Here is a 15352-nt window from a genome sequence, read left to right as displayed (position 1 = left end):
CCTCAGACCACCCGGGGCCGCTTGCGGGCCCGGGTGGCCTTGGCGGTGACCACCCGCAGCCGCAGCTCGGAGTCCAGTTCGGCCAGCCCCAGGCTGTCCCGTGCGTCGGCCAGCGGACCGGCCCGGTAGGCCGCCAGCAGCTCGGCCGGTCCACCGTCGGTGGTCAGCCGGATCGCTGTCCGCACCACCGGCCGGCCGGGCCGGTGGTCCAGCCGGGCGGCCACCCGCTGGACCCCGGGCAGCGCCACCGCGCCGGTCTCGATCGCGTCCTCCACCGCCCGGCCGCGCACCCGGAGCGTGGTCGCCGGGGCGGGCGAGGGCAGTTCCACCGAGACCGGGCCGGTCCGCCGCAGCTGGGTGATCAGCCAGGCCAGCGCACCGGCCACCAGCACCGCCGGGACGGCGAACACCACCGGCCACCACCAGCTCCGGCCGACCCACCTGGTCCGGGCCGCCTCGCCGAGCAGCGGCCGGTCGGGCGAGAGCAGCGGCCAGCGGCGCGGCATCGACAGGCCGACCCGGCCGTACAGGTCCAGCCCCCCGGCCAGCACCAGCAGTCCACCCGCCAGCAGCAGCACACCCGCCACCGCCAGGATCGTCCGGTTCACCGCACCGCGGCTCATGCTCGGTCCTCCTCATCCGGTTCCCGTACGGCCGGCGCCGGCTCGGGCGACGGCGGCACGGCCTGCGACGGCCCGGGCGACGACGCGCTCGTCGGCGGCGCGGCGGGCGGCGGCGCGGCGGGCGGCGGCGCCGGCCGGTACCCGCGGGTGCGCACGTCGAGCCGGTTGGGCAGGGCCAACGGGATCCGGGCCAGCTCGGCCCGCAGCTCCCGCTGGACCTCGGCCGGGTCGGCGATGCCCGTGACCATGACCTTGGTCCGCCGGGCGGAGACCTTGACCTTGACCGAGTGCACATCGGGCAGCCGGCCCGCGCGCTCCGAGATCAGCGCCGCCACCCCGGCCCGGTCGATCACGGCCCCCGCGTCCCGCAGCGGCAGCCAACGCCGCTCGCCCGCCGCGAAGGCCAGCCACAGCAGCAGCAGCCCGAGCAGCAGCGTCACCCCGGCTCCCGCCAGGACCCACGGATCGTCGAGGTGGCGGTCGGCCAGCCGGCGGCCCGTGCCCACCCGCCACGGCCAGGCCTGGTGCCCGGTCCGGATCGCGATCACGTCGAAGAGCAGCACCCCGGCCACCACCAGCACCACCAGGACGACCAGGAAGGCCGGCCGGGTCCGCGCCGAGCGCGGCCGGCCGACCGCCGCCGGCTCCGCCCCGCTCACCTGACGTTCCCGACCGGCAGCAGCCGCTCCACCACCACGACCACCTCACCCACCGGCGTCCCGGTCAGCTCGGCGACCTGCGCGGCCGCCGCCCGGCGGGCGATCCGGGCCAGCTCGGCCAGGTCGGCCGGGAACGGCAGGTCCAGGTGCAGGCTGATCCGGGCGACCCCCTGCACCACCCGTACCGACACCCTCGGCGGCGCGCCCCGCTCGGCCCGCCCGGCCCAGCTCTCGGTCAGCGACTGCTGCACCGCGTACCCCGCGATCCGGTCGAACACCCGGTCGGCGAGGCGCAGTTCGCCGCGCTGGGCGGCGACCACCGGGGCGGCCCGGGGGGCGAGGGAGGCCATCAGCGCCGCCGGTCGCGGCCGCGCAGCAGATCACCGAGGTCGCCCAGGTCGATGTCGCCCTCCAGCACCCGGCCGACCACGAAGCCCACCACGCCCAGCACGCCCACCAGCAGGAAGGCGGCGAAGCCGCCGAAGTACCCGGCGAAGCCCAGGGCCATTCCGGCCAGCAGGCCCACCAACGCCAGATTCATCCGGTTCTCCTCGTCTGCGGGTCCTACTGGACCCGGGGGCGGCGGCCGGAGGAGCTGATCTCCTCCTCCTCCTCGGGCTCGTCCGGCTCGTCCGGCAGGTGGACGTCGTTGACGGCGATGTTGACCTCGACCACCTCCAGGCCGGTCATCCGCTCCACCGCCTCGATGATGTTCTCCCGCACCTCGGCCGCCAGCCTGGGGATCACCACCCCGTACTCGACCACCAGCGCGATGTCGATCGCCGTCTGCTTCTCGCCGACCTCGGCCTTGATCCCGCGGCCGATGCTCGACTTGCCACCGGGCACCCGGTCGCGGACGGCGCCGAAGGTGCGCGAGAAACCGGAGCCGAGCGCGTGGATGCCGGAGACTTCGCGGGCGGCCATACCGGCGATCTTCTCGATCACACCGACCGCCAGCGCGGTCCGGCCGCGCTCGACCGTGGTGCGGCCGCCGCCGTGCTCGGCCGCACTCTTCTGAAGGTCGGCGGGGGTCGGGGTCTGCGGCATGGCGCTCTCCTGGGGTCGCGGTCCAGCTATATCGCAAATCACCCCCAACTCTGACATTTCGCCAGCATCCCCGCGCGTCGCACGGAGCACCCGGACGAGCCGGGGCCAGGCCGGACGGGCCCGGATACACCGACAGGCCCGACCGCCGCGGCGGTCGGGCCTGTCGGGACGGCCGGCGGCGACACTCAGTCCGCGATGCCCGCCAGGTCGCGCAGCCGGCGGGCCTGGGCCGCCCGCTCGGCCGCCCGCTGCTCGTCGAACGAACGGGCACCGGCACCCTGGAGCAGCGCCTTGGTCTCGGTGACAGCGTTGCGCGGCGCGGCCAGCAGGGCGGCGGCCAGATCCCGGGCCGCGGCGTCCAGCTCGGCGACCGGCACGGCGAGGTTGGCCAGACCGGTGGCCACGGCCTCCTCGGCGCCGACCCAGCGGCCGGTCGCGCAGATCTCCAGCGCGCGCGCCGGGCCGACCAGGTCGGTCAGCGGCTTGGTACCGGCCAGGTCCGGGACCAGCCCGAGCGAGGTCTCCTTCATCGCGAACTGCACGTCCTCGGCGACCACCCGCAGGTCGCAGCCGAGCGCGAGCTGGAAGCCGGCCCCGACCGCGTGGCCCTGGACGGCGGCGATCGAGACCAGGTCGGCACGGCGCCACCAGGTGAAGGCCTCCTGGTAGCCGGCGATGGTCTCGTCCAGCTCCTTGTCCTCCGCGGCGGCGAGCTCCAGGAAGGTGCGCTCGCCGGGGATCCCCTCGGGGGTGAACATCGCCCGGTCGAGCCCGGCCGAGAAGGAGACGCCCTCGGCCCGCAGCAGCACCACCCGTACGGTGCCGGGCAGGCTGCGCCCGACCGCGACGAGCGCCCGCCAGAGCGCGGGGGTCTGGGCGTTGCGCCGCTTGGCGTGACAGAGCGTCACCAGAGCCAGCTCGCCGTCGAGCTCCAGTCGGACGCCGTCCTGCTCCCACTGCGACGGGTCGAGGTGGGCTGCGGGCACGGTCATGGGGATACCTCCAGCACAGGGGCAGTGAACCTACTGGAGAGTAACAAAGAGCCGGCCGCCTCGACAGGGCCGGCTCGACACAAGCGCCGATCGCAGCGAATTCCGGCTTTCCCATCGCGCCGGAAATGACGATCGGCGGCCCGGGAGACCCGTCCGCCGATACGTCTGGAACTGTCGACTGCGCGTTCTACCGGGTGCCGCACCCATGGTGCGCAGTGGTTGAGCGGCGACCTGGGTTGAAATCGCCGAACGGAACTGATGGAGAGTCAGGAACCTGCTGCGGCAGTAACCTTGCTCTTGCCACGCGTGGCACCACCGCGGCCCCGGAGGATCACCCCGGACTCGCTCAGCATGCGGTGCACGAAGCCGTAGGAGCGGCCCGTCTCCTCCGCCAGCGCGCGAATGCTCGCCCCGGAGTCGTACTTCTTCTTCAGATCGGCCGCGAGCTTCTCACGCGCGGCACCTGTCACCCGGCTGCCCTTTTTCAGAGTCTCGGCCACCCGTGCCTCCTCGTAGCTGTGCTCGGTCAGATTCCCATGATCACCCATAGCCAGGCTCCTGGCCACCCATTCGACAAGGTCGATACCGGGAAAGCGCAGTCTGCCGGTGGTGCTCGCTCCGCACAAGGGCGCTCACACAGGGTGCACGCGCCCCCTGCGGCAGGCCTGCTCGGCGGTGAATCTGCTGATCAGCACGGGCAGCCCCGCCGGAAACCACGGCGGGGCCGAGCAAAACGGAATCTTCGGCTCGCGCATTCCCGAGGCCGCCGGAAGCTGAGGTCTTCTCGGCCGAACAGCGGATTGCGCGTCTACCCGGGAGTTCATCCGCCGTACCCGCGCCCGCTGCCGGGCACCGGCTCGGGCGGCGGTCGGGCGGCCGGCTCAGGCCAGCGAGACCAGGTCGTGGTAGGCCGGGCTCCACAGGTCCTCGACCCCGTCGGGCAGCAGGATGATCCGCTCCGGCTGGAGCGCGTCCACCGCGCCCTCGTCGTGGGTGACCAGGACGACCGCTCCGCTGAACGAGCGCAGCGCGCCGAGGATCTCCTCACGGCTGGCCGGGTCGAGGTTGTTGGTCGGCTCGTCCAGCAGCAGCACGTTGGCGCTGGAGACCACCAGCGAGGCCAGCGCCAGCCGGGTCTTCTCACCGCCGGAGAGCACCCCGGCCGGCTTGTCGACGTCGTCGCCGGAGAACAGGAAGGAGCCGAGGATCTTGCGGATCTGCACCAGGTCGGTGTCGGGCGCCGACGAGCGCATGTTCTCCAGCACGCTGCGCTCGGGGTCGAGCGTCTCGTGCTCCTGGGCGTAGTAGCCGATCTTCAGGCCGTGGCCGGCGATCACCTCGCCGGTGTCCGGCTCCTCGACGCCCGCCAGCATCCGCAGCAGGGTGGTCTTGCCGGCGCCGTTGAGGCCGAGGATGACGACCCGCGAACCGCGGTCGATCGCCAGGCCGACGTCGGTGAAGATCTCCAGCGAGCCGTAGGACTTGGACAGGCCCTCGGCCGTCAGCGGGGTCTTGCCGCACGGGGCCGGGTCCGGGAAGCGGAGCTTGGCGACCTTGTCGGAGACCCGGACCTGCTCGAGCCCGGAGAGCAGCTTCTCGGCCCGGCGGGCCATGTTCTGCGCGGCGACGGTCTTGGTCGCCTTGGCCCGCATCTTGTCGGCCTGCGAGTTGAGCGTGGCGGCCTTCTTCTCGGCGTTGGCCCGCTCGCGCTTGCGGCGCTTCTCGTCGTCCTCGCGCTGCTGCTTGTACTGCTTCCAGCCCATGTTGTAGACGTCGATCGCGGCGCGGTTGGCGTCCAGGTAGAAGACCTTGTTGACGACCGTCTCGACCAGGTCGACATCGTGCGAGATCACGATGAACCCGCCCTTGTAGGTCTTCAGGAAGTCGCGCAGCCAGGCGATCGAGTCGGCGTCCAGGTGGTTGGTCGGCTCGTCCAGCAGCAGGATGTCGGCGTCCGAGAAGAGGATCCGGGCCAGCTCGACCCGGCGGCGCTGGCCGCCGGAGAGGGTGTGCAGCGGCTGGCCCAGGATGCGGTCCGGCAGGCCGAGGGCGGCGGCGATGGTGGCGGCCTCGGCCTCGGCGGCGTACCCGCCCTTGGTGAGGAACTCGGTCTCCAGGGTGGAGTACTTCTTCATGGCCTTCTCGCGGGTGGCGCCCTTGCCGTTCGCCATCCGGTCCTCGTTCTCGCGCATCTTGCGCAGCACGGTGTCCAGGCCGCGGGCGGACAGGATGCGGTCACGGGCCAGCACGTCGAGGTCGCCGGTGCGCGGGTCCTGCGGGAGGTAGCCGACCTGGCCGGAGTTGGTGACCGTGCCGCCGGCCGGGATGCCCTCACCGGCCAGCACCTTGGTGAGCGTGGTCTTGCCCGCGCCGTTGCGGCCGACCAGGCCGATCCGGTCGCCCGGGGCGATCCGGAAGCTGGCGGACTCGATCAGGATGCGGGCGCCGGCGCGCAGCTCCAGGGCGTTCGCGGTAATCATGGCTGGGGTTACTCCTGAGACGTGGGCATGGCACGGCGGCCGGGCGGGGAGGGGGCTACGCACGAGGCGGGCGGCGGGCCGGCGAGGGCCCTGCCGATCGGCGCGCTAATGCCCGGGGAGAACAGCCATGCCGACCAGTCTACCGGGCTCGCCGGCGCGGCCCGGAGGAGATGTCGCCCCGGCCCGGGGCGACCTGGGTCACTTCCCGGGGCAGGCGTCCTTGGCCGGGACGGCGGCGAACGGCGCGGCCGGGCCGCCGCAGACCGCCTCGGGGGCGCCCTTGCGGGTGTCGAAGACGTGGCTGCCCACGATCGGGCCGTCGTCGATGGTCACCCGGTGCGCGTCCAGGGGGTGCAGCAGCACCTCGGGGCCGGCGCTGAGCAGCGTGGTCTGGCCGCCGTCGAGCTGGAAGACGCTGATCGCGCCCGGCAGCGCGCGGCCGCTGTCGTCACTGGCGCAGCCGCGCGGGATGAGCACCGCGTCGTCGGTGTGCACCGAGCGCAGCGGGTCGAAGGTGCAGCCGGCCGGCGGGCGGGAGTTGAACCGCAGGTCGCCGTCGCGGTCACGGAAGCCCATGGTGAGCGAGGGGGTGACCACGGCCACCCAGGACTCCGCCACCGAGACCGGCTGGAGCGCGGCGGCGGCCCGCTTGACGGCGGTGGCCCGGCGCTCGGCCTCGGTCCGGCTCTCGGCCCCCGGCTCGGCGTCGGCGCGCAGCCAGTCGGCCAGGCCGGGCACGGCCCGGTGCCAGCGGACCGAGTGGTCGCTCGGGCGGACCGAGGTGACCATGCCGTCGTCCCACAGCACCACGGCGTTCTCGCCGGCCATCGCCAGCTGGAGGGCGGTCGCGCCCTCCCGCCGGTAGGACCACAGGTGGCCGCCGGTGGCCGGGTCGTAGGCCTCCAGGCCGGGGCCCACCTTCAGCTCCATGCCGCCGGTGTCGAGGGACTGCGCGCCCACCGGGCTGGCGTCCGCACCGCCGGGTTCGGCCACCCGGTCGCCGAACGGCACCGGCCGGTTGGCGTGCGCCGCTGCACCCACGCCGAGGACCACCAGGACGGCGACGGCGGGGAGGGCAGATCGGGGGGTGAGGCTGCGCAGCGGATTCCAGGACACGGGCGGAGCGTACCGTCCGCACGGATGTCCGTCAGCTCGACGCGGCCGCGCCGGGGGGCCGGCGGCCGGGCCCACCGGGCGCGCGTACGGCACCGTTCACCTGCGGTTGTCAACTGTCGATAAGCGGCCCCGGGGCCGGTGTCCGGCCCGCCACCGTGGACCGACTGTTACAGAGGTGATACAGGAGGCGGTTCGCCGACGAAGCGCCGGGCGACGGATCGACGCACCGCTCCGGCGGCCCACGCGGAGCAGCACATCCGGGGCGCGCTGACGACCCGTCACTGCCGTTCGTCAGTACGACCTGCCACTTTTGAGTGACATGAGGCTTTTCTGATGGCTTGTGGCCGTACTGTCGGGTCAGCCGTCCCCTTGCCGTCTGGAGAAGCCCCATGCGACTCGGCCGCCTGGCGCTGGCCGCCACCGCGCTGCTGCTGGTGACCACCGCGAGCGTCCCGTCCGGGACGCCGCTGAGCCAGACCGGGCGTCACACGCAGCTCTCCTCCGACTCGATCCAGCCGCGCGGCGCCGCGCCGCGGCCGGTGGTGCAGCGGAGCAGCCACGAGGTGCCGTTCGGCGCCTTCGTCGGCTCCTGGGACAACTACATCCCGAACATCGCCAAGATGGCCCGCTGGCTGGACGGCGCCAACATGCAGGTCGGCCACACCTACCTGGCCGGCAACGGGTGGAACGACGTCGAGGGCGAGGCGGCGGTGCTCGGCCTCTGGTCGCAGTGGCGGCAGGCCGACCCGGCCCGCAAGCTCGTGCTCGGCGTGCCGATGCTGGTGCCCAACGAGAACAACACCCCGGACGCCGAGGTGGCCCGGCTGCTGGCCCGGGGCAACAAGGGCGAGTTCGACGCGCACTTCCTCAAGCTGGCCCGGAAGCTGACCGCGCTCGGCGGCGGCGACACCGTGATCACCCTGGGCTGGGAGATGAACGGTGTCACCTACACCAGCCGCTGCCGTCCCGACCCGACGGCCTGGAAGGCGTACTGGCGCCGGATCGTCGGCGTGATGCGCTCGGTGCCCGGCCAGCACTTCACCTTCGACTTCACCCCCACCCGGGGCCTGGACGCCATCCCGTGGACCCGCTGCTACCCCGGCGACGACGTGGTGGACATCATCGGGATGGACAGCTACGACCAGCCCGCCGGCGCCACCTTCGACGAGTACGTGAACGAGCCGTACGGGCTGCAGGACCAGGTCGAGTTCGCCGCCAAGCGCGGCAAGCCGGTGTCGTACCCGGAGTGGGGGCTGTTCCGCAACGGCGACAACCCGGTCTTCGTGGAGCGGATGGTGGAGTGGATGCGCACCCACGACACCGCGTACCAGACCCTCACCGACTACTGCCCGCACGGCTTCTGGGCCTGCAACCGCAACCCGAGGTCGGCCGCGAGGTTCAAGCAGCTGATGGCGGGCTCCCCGGGGGTGCCGGCGGGGGCGGCGCTCAGGCCGCCGGCCGCGGTGCCCGGTACCGGCGCCCCGGCGCAGGCCGCCTCACCGCAGGCGGCGGGCCACTAGCACCGCCTTCAGCCGGGGCAGCCGGCTGCGCAGCACCCCCACCGCGGCCTGCCGCAGCCGGACCCGGGCGGCGCGGACGGCGGCCGCCGGGGCCGGCCGGCCGGGGCCGAGCACCAGCCGCTGGTTGTGCAGCTGGTCCGGCCGCCAGCGCTGCTTGTAGGGCTCCTGGCCGCGCAGCAGGCTGAGCACCGGGATCTGCGCCTGCCGGACCTCGTCCAGGGCGACCCCGAACAGCAGCCCGGCGATGTCGAGGCGCTCGCGCAGCCCCGGGTGCGCGCCGTACATGTAGAGGCCGCCGAAGGACGGGCAGAGCACCAGCAGGTTGACCGCGACCAGCTCGCCGTCCAGCCAGTAGCGGTGCATGGCGGCCCGGCCGCCCGCCACCAGGCCGGTGGTGGACTCGGTCAGGTGGGCGGCGAACCGCGCGGTGCGGTGCTCGGGGGTGACCCCGCGGTCCTGCCACTGCAGGACGTGCAGCCGCAACAGCTCGCGGACGGCCTCCGGCACCTCCTCGGGCGCGGTCGAGCGGACCACCACCCCGGATTCGGCGATCTTCCGCTGCTTCACCCGGCTGCGCTGGGCCGTCTTGCCGGGCAGCCGCTTGAGCAGCTGGTCCATCGGCACCGCCGGCAGGTACTGGCAGAGCGAGTCGTCGAACCGGTGCCGGCGCCCGGGCCAGGCGTCGAAGACCCGCTGGAGCGCGGCCTGCGGGTGCACCTCGCGCAGGTCCAGGCTGTGCCAGGGCCGGCGCAGCGGCAGCGCGGCGGCCAGCTCGACGGCGGCCCGGTCGGCGCAGGCATCGTCCAGCAGGACGTCGGTGAAGTCCACCAGGCCGCCACCGAGGTTGGTCAGCCCGCCGAAGCGGCCGCGGCGGCGCAGGGCGGCGGCGCCGACCAGCCGTCCGTCGCGGCGGACCAGCACCACCACCAGGGCGCCGGGCCGCCCGTAGTGCCGCCACCAGGAGGCCAGCCAGCCGGCGGCCTGGAAGGAGGTGGCCGAGCGGCAGCGGGCCGCCAGGTCGTCCCACTCCCCGGCGAGCCGGTCCAGCGCGTCGTCCGCGCGGCACACCTCACTGGTCCAGGCCGGTCCGGTGGCCTGCGCGGGCAGGCCGACCGCGGTCAGCTCGGTGGTCATCGGGTCCCCCTCGCCTGCTCGGCCTGCTGCTTCGGCGCGCTCCCGGCCGGCTCGGCGTCCCGGGCCTCGCCGCGCGGCCGGGGCGGGGCCGGCTGCCCGGCCGCGGCCGGGGCCCCGTCGGCACGCCGGCGGGTCATCATCACCAGGGCGCCGACCAGCACGCCGGCGGCCGCGCCGACCCCGGTGTCCAGCCGGGCGGAGGGCGAGGTCGGCCGGTCCGGCTCGGCCGCGGCCGCCAGCGGGACCAGCCGCACGCCGGTCTCCTTGCTGCTGGTGTTGGCGAAGGCGATCAGGGACCTGGCGACCGCGTCGGCCGCGCGGACCGCCTCCTCGGGCCGGCGCCCGGTGCCGGTGATGTCGATCACCGGGGCGTCCGGCGAGGTGGTGCCGCTGACCAGGTCGGCCAGGTCCGCGATGCTGTGCCCGGAGCCGGCCGCGGCGCCGGCCAGCACCTGCGGCTGCCCCGCCAGCCGGCCGTAGGCCTGGGCGAAGTTGACCGCCGTGGCCCCCTCCCCTGGGTTCTGCGGGACCACGACCACGTAGGAGTCGGCGGCGTACGAGGGGGGCGAGACCGCCGCGTAGCCGGCCCCGGCCACGGCCCCCAGCGGGATCGCGACGGCCACCGGCCACCAGCGGCGGGCCAGCGCACGGGCGCTCTGGCGCAGATCGGACATCGGTAACTCCTCGGCTCGACGCGGCGGTGGGGGGACCGGCCCGCCGCGGGCTTGACTGGTGGTTGGTTCAGGCCCGGGCGGCGGCGGCCGGATCCGGGCGGGCGGCGCCGGCCGGGCCGAGCCGGTCGTAGAGCCGCCCCAGCTCGACGGCGATCCGGGCGATGTCGTAGTGCGCGACCGCCGGCGGCTGCGGCAGCGCGGCGCTGCGGCGCCCCCACAGCTCGCACAGCGCGCCGGTGTAGGCGGCGGCCTCGGGCGGCAGCCGGACGGCCTCCGGGGCGGCCTGCGGGCCGAGGTCGTCCAGCGCCGGGCAGGCGCTGTGACACACCGGCAGACCGGCGGCGAGGGCCTCCAGCACGGTCAGGCCGAAGGTCTCCTCGGCCGAGGGGGCGGCCAGCACGTCCATCGCGGTGAGCAGGTCCGGCACGTCCTCGCGCTCGCCGGTCAGCAGCAGCAGGTCGCGCACGCCGAGGCTCTCGGCCCGCTGCTCCAGAGCGGCCTGCTCGGGGCCGGCGCCGACCAGCAGCAGCCGGGGCTCGCGCAGCGCCGGGTGGCGCTCGGCCACCGCGCGCAGCTCGGCCAGCACGTCGATCAGCACCTCGAACCGCTTGCCCGGCACCAGCCGGCCCACCGCGCCCACCACCCAGGCCTGCTGCGGCAGGCCCAGGGCGGCCCGCACGTTCTGCCGCAGCGCGTACCGGGAGGCGGTCGGCAGGGCGTAGCGGGCCGCGTCGATGCCGTTCGGCAGCAGCTCGACCCGGGCGGGCGGCACGCCCCAGTCGTGCAGGGTGCCCGCCACCTGGGCGGAGACCGCCACGGTGACGGTGCCGAGCCGTTCGGCGGCGAGGTAGAGCGCCCGGACGCCGCGGGAGGTGCGGCGGCCCTCGATCACCCCGGCGTGCAGCGAGTGCTCGGTGGCGACCACCGGGCGGACCCCGGCCAGCCGGGCCGCCAGCCGGCCGTACAGCCCCGCCCGGTAGAGGTGGGTGTGCACCAGGTCGTAGCCGCCGGCCCGGATCAGCCTGGTGAGCCGGGGCAGTACGGCGAGGTCGCGGTTGCCGCGCATCGCCAGGTCGTGGACGGTGACGCCGTCGGCGCGCAGGGCGGCGGCGACCGTGCCGGGGTTGGTCAGGGTGGCGACCTCGCAGTGGTGCTCGCGCGGCAGGTGCTTGAGCACCAGCTGGAGCTGGCGCTCGGCGCCGCCGGAGGCGAGGCCGGTGATCACGTGCAGGACCTTCATGCCCACTCCCCGCGCGGCCGGACCAACGTGCTGCGACGCAGGCCGGTGACGGCGTCGCGCAGGCGGTGCCGGCCGTGTTTGGCGAGCAGCCGCAGCGCGCCGTCGCGGTCGCCGACGTAGCAGCGCGGCAGCGCGAACAATCCGGTGAGCTGGGAGTGCTGGATCGCGCAGGCGTAGTCGTAGCCGGCGTCGCGGACGGCGCGGGCGGCCGGCAGGTCCACCGCGCCGTACGGGTAGCAGAAGCCGGTGACCGGGCCGCCGACGAGCTCCTCCAGCGCGCGGCGGCTCTCCCGGCACTGGGTGGCGAGCACCTCCGCGGGCATCCCCGGCAGGGCCTGGTGGCCGAGGCCGTGCGAGCCGATCTCCCAGCCGGCCGAGGCCAGTTCGGTGACCTGGTCGACGGTGAGCAGCTTCTTGCGCGGGCCTTCGGCGTCCCAGCCGTTCTCGGTGCCGAGCAGGTCGGGCACCACGTACGCGGTGGCGGTGAAGCCGTACTCGCGGAGCACCGGGACGGCGTGCCGGGCGAAGTCGGCGTAGCCGTCGTCGAAGGTCAGGCCGACCAGTCCGGCGGCCCGGTCGGCCCGGCGGGCGCGCAGCAGCTCCCGGACGCTGACGCCGCGCCGGCCGGTGCGGTGCAGCCACGCCATCTGCGCGGCGAACCGCTGCGGGCTGACGGTGAGCAGGTACGGGTCCTCCTCCTCGTCGGCCACCGAGTGGTACATCAGGATCCAGGGAGCCGACCCCGCGGCCGCCGACTGGGCCGGTAGGAGCGGATGCCGGGCGGGTTCAGCGTCCATGGGGCAGCTTCCCTTCAGCGGCCGTGGCAGGGGGGTAGAGGGCGCGGGCGAGGGCGAGGACCGGGCCGCGCAGCTCGGCGGCGCCCAGCGCGGTGCCGAGGGCGGCGTAGACCAGGACCACCGCGGCGCCGCCGATCAGGGTGGAGAGCAGCGGGTTGCCGGCGAGCCCGGCGGCGAGCGCGCCGGCGGCGGCCGCGGCCACCCCCGAGACCAGCAGCCGGGCCTGCCCGGCCAGCACCAGGCGCAGCCGCAGGGCGATGCCGCGCAGCAGCAGCCCGCGCAGCAGCAGCGCGGCCGTGGCGGTGATGCCGGCCGCGTTGCCGGCCGCCAGGCCCAGCGCGCCGAAGCCCGGGGTGGCGGCCAGGCCGACGCCGACGGTGACCAGCAGGCCGAAGGCCATCGCGGCGACCGGGTACCAGTCGAGCAGCCGGCGGCCGCCGTCGTCGGTCTTCGGGTCGTCGGCCCGGCGGACCACCGGCCGCAGCGAGAAGTACGGCCGGACCATCACGCCGATCATCGCCTGGGCGGGCAGGCCGAAGCTGTAGACCCGGATCACCGCGGCGGTGGCGGCGGTGTCGTGCGCCCCGAACGCGCCGCGCTGGAACAGCAGGGCGACCACCGAGGGGGCGCAGGCCATCAGGAAGGCGGTGCCCATCAGCACCACCGCGGCGGCCTGGCCGAGGTCCTTCTCCACCCGGTCGCGGGCCGCCGTCAGATCGCCCGCGGCGAGCGCCCTGGCGACCAGCGGGAAGGTCACCGTGACGATCAGGATGCCTGCCGTCATGGCGAGTTGGGAGACCTTGGCGGCGTAGTTGAGATGCGAGATGGTGCCCGGTGGCAGGCCGGAGCCGAGGTAGCGCTCGATGAAGACCTGGGCCTGCCGGGTCAGGGTGAAGGCGGCGACCGGGAGCATCGCCAGCGGGATCAGCACCAGGCCGCCGCCGGCGGCCGGCCCGGTGGAGCGGCCGCGGCGGCCGGGGCGCAGCCGGCGCAGGAACGGCGTCACCAGCACGCCGGCCATCAGCACGCTGCCGAAGGCCACCCCGAGGGCGGCCGAGCGCACCCCCCAGAGCGCCTGGCCGGTGAGCAGCACGGCCAGGATGCCGAGGTTGTAGGCCACGTAGATGGCGGCGGGGGCGGTGAAGCGGTGATGGGCGCGCAGGGCCGAACCCAGGTACCCGGCCACGCCGAACGGCAGCACGCTGAAGGCGGTGATCCTGGTACAGCTGACGGCCAGCCCCGGGTCGGCCAGCCCGGGGGCGAGCAGGGCGACCAGCTGGGGGGCGCCGAGCCCGGCCGCGATCGACAGCGCACACAGGGCGAGCAGCAGCCAGGGCAGCGTGGCGCGGACCAACTGCCGCACCGGGTCGGGGCCTTCGGGTCGCTCCTCGCGCAGCACCAGGGCCAGGCTGAAGGCCGGCACCATCAGGAAGGCCATCGCGTCCTCGATCAGCAGCGGCGCCGCCGTCTCGGGCACCGTCCAGGCCACCAGGAAGGCGTCGGTGCCCTGGTTGGCCCCGAAGTAGCGGGCCAGCAGCAGGTCGCGGAGCAGGCCGAGGGCCGAACCGGCCGCGCTGAGCAGGGCGGTGACCCCGAAGGCCTTGGCCAGAAAGCCCCGGCGGGCGGGCGCCGCGGGGCCGGCCCCGGCGCCGGCGGGCCCCGGTTCGGCCGTGCGGGCCGGCGGGACGAGGGCCGCGACGACCGCCGGGGCGGGCTGGTCGGTGGTCATTCGGCGTACGCTCCGCGGGAGTCCGGTCCGGGCAGGGCGGACCGGGCGGCCAGGCCCAGCACCACCGAGGTCAGCACCGTGGTGGTGCCGCCGATGTCGGCGTAGAGGAAGTCGACCGTGACCCAGCACAGCAGGGCGAGCGCGGCCAGGTCCGGCCCGGCCGGACGGGCCCGGCGCAGGCAGCCGAGGAGCAGGGCGAGGAAGAGCGCGGCGTAGGCGACGATGCCGACCAGGCCCTGCTCGCTGAGCACCAGGAAGTACATGTTGTGCGGGGAGAGCAGCGGCTCGCGCTGGAAGCCGATGGTGGCGTCGGCGGCGTCGCTGCCGGAGGACAGGCGCAGCGGGGCGTGGCTGTCGCGCAGCCGCTGGAAGGCCTTCGGGCCGGCCCCGGTGACCGGGTGGTCCTGCCAGATCCGGCCGGCGGTGGCCCACAGGTCGTAGCGGTCGCTGACCGACTGGTCGGGGGCGGCGGAGACCGAGCCGATGCTGCTGAGGCGTTCGGTGACCCCGGAGGCGCCGAGGCCGAGGCCGCCGACCAGCACCACGGCTGCGGCGCCCGCCAGCACCGCGCCGCGCACCGCGAGCCTGGCGTCGGCCCGCAGCAGCAGGACGGCGGCGGCCGCCCCGCAGGCGATCCAGCTGCCCCGGCTGAAGGAGACCGCGAGCGGGAAGGCCAGGAAGGCCGCGGCGCCGGTCATCGCCAGCCGCAGCCGGCGGCTGCCGCCGGGCCCGCGCTCGCCGAGCGCCAGCGCGAGCGCGGCCAGCAGGCCGAAGCTGACCACGGTGGACATCCCCATGATGTCCAGGGCGCCGAAGGTGCCGACCGCGCGGATCGGCTGGCCGGTGTACGAGGCACCGGTGCGGGTCAGGTACTGGTGGGCGCCGACCGCGCCCTCGACCAGGGCGGCGGCGACGAAGGCGCCGAGCACGATCCGCAGGTCGCGGCGGTCCCGCAGGGCGCAGAGCACGGCGGCGGGGACGAGCACGAAGACCTGGACCAGCCGGACGAAGCCGGTGAGGCTGGTGGCCGGGTCGATCGAGCCGAGGGTGGCGGCGGCGGCCGCCAGCACGATCCCGCCGAACAGCAGGCAGGCCGTCCGGTCCAGCCGGCTGATCCGCCCGCGCAGCAGGTCGACCGAGACGAGCCCGACCAGCGCCATCGAGGCGAGGTCGGCCGGCGTCACGTGGACGGCGGCGGCGACGTCCTTCTCGCCGGTCGGCACGCAGACCAGCAGCACGGTGGCGGCGGCCGCCAGGCTGGGCCGGGCGATCACTATTCCGGCCAACTGGCGGATGGTCAGGCCCTGGTGGAGACCGGGCCGCGGGAGGGTCAGGGCCATC

16 protein-coding genes are annotated in these 15352 nt (G+C 75.0%); 1 reads left to right on the top strand and 15 read right to left on the bottom strand.

What is annotated here, in order from left to right; all coding sequences use genetic code 11:
* Nucleotides 1–2 precede the first annotated feature (2 nt).
* The 9 genes from AB0K43_RS05945 to AB0K43_RS05905 all read right to left on the bottom strand — a co-directional run bounded on the left by AB0K43_RS05945 (nt 3) and on the right by AB0K43_RS05905 (nt 6917).
* Nucleotides 3–623: an alkaline shock response membrane anchor protein AmaP gene (locus AB0K43_RS05945; RefSeq protein ID WP_363636191.1), complete on the bottom strand. Its 621-nt coding sequence runs from the start codon at nt 621–623 to the stop codon at nt 3–5.
* Nucleotides 620–1282, bottom strand: a complete 663-nt coding sequence (locus tag AB0K43_RS05940) for a DUF6286 domain-containing protein (protein ID WP_363636189.1) — start codon at nt 1280–1282, stop codon at nt 620–622. The genes AB0K43_RS05945 and AB0K43_RS05940 overlap by 4 nt, the downstream gene beginning before the upstream one ends.
* A complete protein-coding gene (locus AB0K43_RS05935; protein ID WP_363636187.1) occupies nt 1279–1632 on the bottom strand; it encodes a hypothetical protein in 354 nt (117 codons plus the stop codon). Before AB0K43_RS05935 ends, AB0K43_RS05940 begins: the two co-directional genes overlap by 4 nt.
* Nucleotides 1632–1823 carry a hypothetical protein gene (locus AB0K43_RS05930; protein ID WP_363636186.1) on the bottom strand — a complete coding sequence of 64 codons (192 nt, stop codon included), beginning with the start codon at nt 1821–1823 and terminating at the stop codon, nt 1632–1634. The genes AB0K43_RS05935 and AB0K43_RS05930 overlap by 1 nt, the downstream gene beginning before the upstream one ends.
* Before the next feature lie 23 nt (nt 1824–1846).
* Nucleotides 1847–2329 (bottom strand): Asp23/Gls24 family envelope stress response protein, encoded by a 483-nt coding sequence (locus AB0K43_RS05925; RefSeq protein ID WP_363636185.1) that lies wholly within the window; start codon nt 2327–2329, stop codon nt 1847–1849.
* A gap of 185 nt (nt 2330–2514) precedes the next feature.
* On the bottom strand, nt 2515–3321 hold the full coding sequence (locus tag AB0K43_RS05920; protein WP_363636184.1) for an enoyl-CoA hydratase/isomerase family protein: 807 nt from the start codon (nt 3319–3321) through the stop codon (nt 2515–2517).
* 266 nt (nt 3322–3587) lie between these two features.
* Nucleotides 3588–3821, bottom strand: coding sequence for a helix-turn-helix domain-containing protein (locus AB0K43_RS05915; protein ID WP_350641624.1), 234 nt, complete (start codon nt 3819–3821; stop codon nt 3588–3590).
* Between the two features lie 381 nt (nt 3822–4202).
* Complete coding sequence (locus AB0K43_RS05910; protein WP_363636183.1) at nt 4203–5801, bottom strand: ABC-F family ATP-binding cassette domain-containing protein; 1599 nt, start codon at nt 5799–5801, stop codon at nt 4203–4205.
* A 198-nt stretch (nt 5802–5999) separates the two neighbouring features.
* A complete protein-coding gene (locus AB0K43_RS05905) occupies nt 6000–6917 on the bottom strand; it encodes a hypothetical protein (RefSeq protein ID WP_363636181.1) in 918 nt (305 codons plus the stop codon).
* Between the two features lie 389 nt (nt 6918–7306).
* Between AB0K43_RS05905 and AB0K43_RS05900 the strand changes: the two genes are divergently transcribed.
* Entirely contained in the window at nt 7307–8437 is a 1131-nt protein-coding gene (locus AB0K43_RS05900; protein WP_363636179.1) for a glycosyl hydrolase, read from the top strand.
* Here the strand turns inward: AB0K43_RS05900 and AB0K43_RS05895 are convergent.
* From AB0K43_RS05895 to AB0K43_RS05870, 6 genes are all read right to left on the bottom strand, one after another.
* On the bottom strand, nt 8414–9571 hold the full coding sequence (locus tag AB0K43_RS05895) for a GNAT family N-acetyltransferase (protein WP_363636177.1): 1158 nt from the start codon (nt 9569–9571) through the stop codon (nt 8414–8416). The genes AB0K43_RS05900 and AB0K43_RS05895 overlap by 24 nt on opposite strands.
* A complete protein-coding gene (locus AB0K43_RS05890; protein WP_363636175.1) occupies nt 9568–10245 on the bottom strand; it encodes a Wzz/FepE/Etk N-terminal domain-containing protein in 678 nt (225 codons plus the stop codon). Before AB0K43_RS05890 ends, AB0K43_RS05895 begins: the two co-directional genes overlap by 4 nt.
* Nucleotides 10246–10312: 67 nt before the next feature.
* Nucleotides 10313–11485, bottom strand: a complete 1173-nt coding sequence (locus AB0K43_RS05885; protein ID WP_363636173.1) for a glycosyltransferase — start codon at nt 11483–11485, stop codon at nt 10313–10315.
* A complete protein-coding gene (locus AB0K43_RS05880; RefSeq protein WP_363636171.1) occupies nt 11482–12282 on the bottom strand; it encodes a polysaccharide deacetylase family protein in 801 nt (266 codons plus the stop codon). The genes AB0K43_RS05885 and AB0K43_RS05880 overlap by 4 nt, the downstream gene beginning before the upstream one ends.
* Nucleotides 12272–14011, bottom strand: coding sequence for a lipid II flippase MurJ (locus AB0K43_RS05875; protein ID WP_363636169.1), 1740 nt, complete (start codon nt 14009–14011; stop codon nt 12272–12274). The genes AB0K43_RS05880 and AB0K43_RS05875 overlap by 11 nt, the downstream gene beginning before the upstream one ends.
* A complete protein-coding gene (locus tag AB0K43_RS05870; RefSeq protein ID WP_363636167.1) occupies nt 14008–15351 on the bottom strand; it encodes an O-antigen ligase family protein in 1344 nt (447 codons plus the stop codon). Before AB0K43_RS05870 ends, AB0K43_RS05875 begins: the two co-directional genes overlap by 4 nt.
* Nucleotide 15352 lies beyond the last annotated feature (1 nt).

Origin of the sequence: Kitasatospora sp. NPDC049258 (assembly GCF_040678895.1) — a bacterium.
Taxonomy (GTDB): Bacteria; Actinomycetota; Actinomycetes; order Streptomycetales; family Streptomycetaceae; genus Kitasatospora.
Note: the sequence above shows the minus strand (reverse complement) of the source record. Positions and strands in the feature narration are given on the sequence as shown.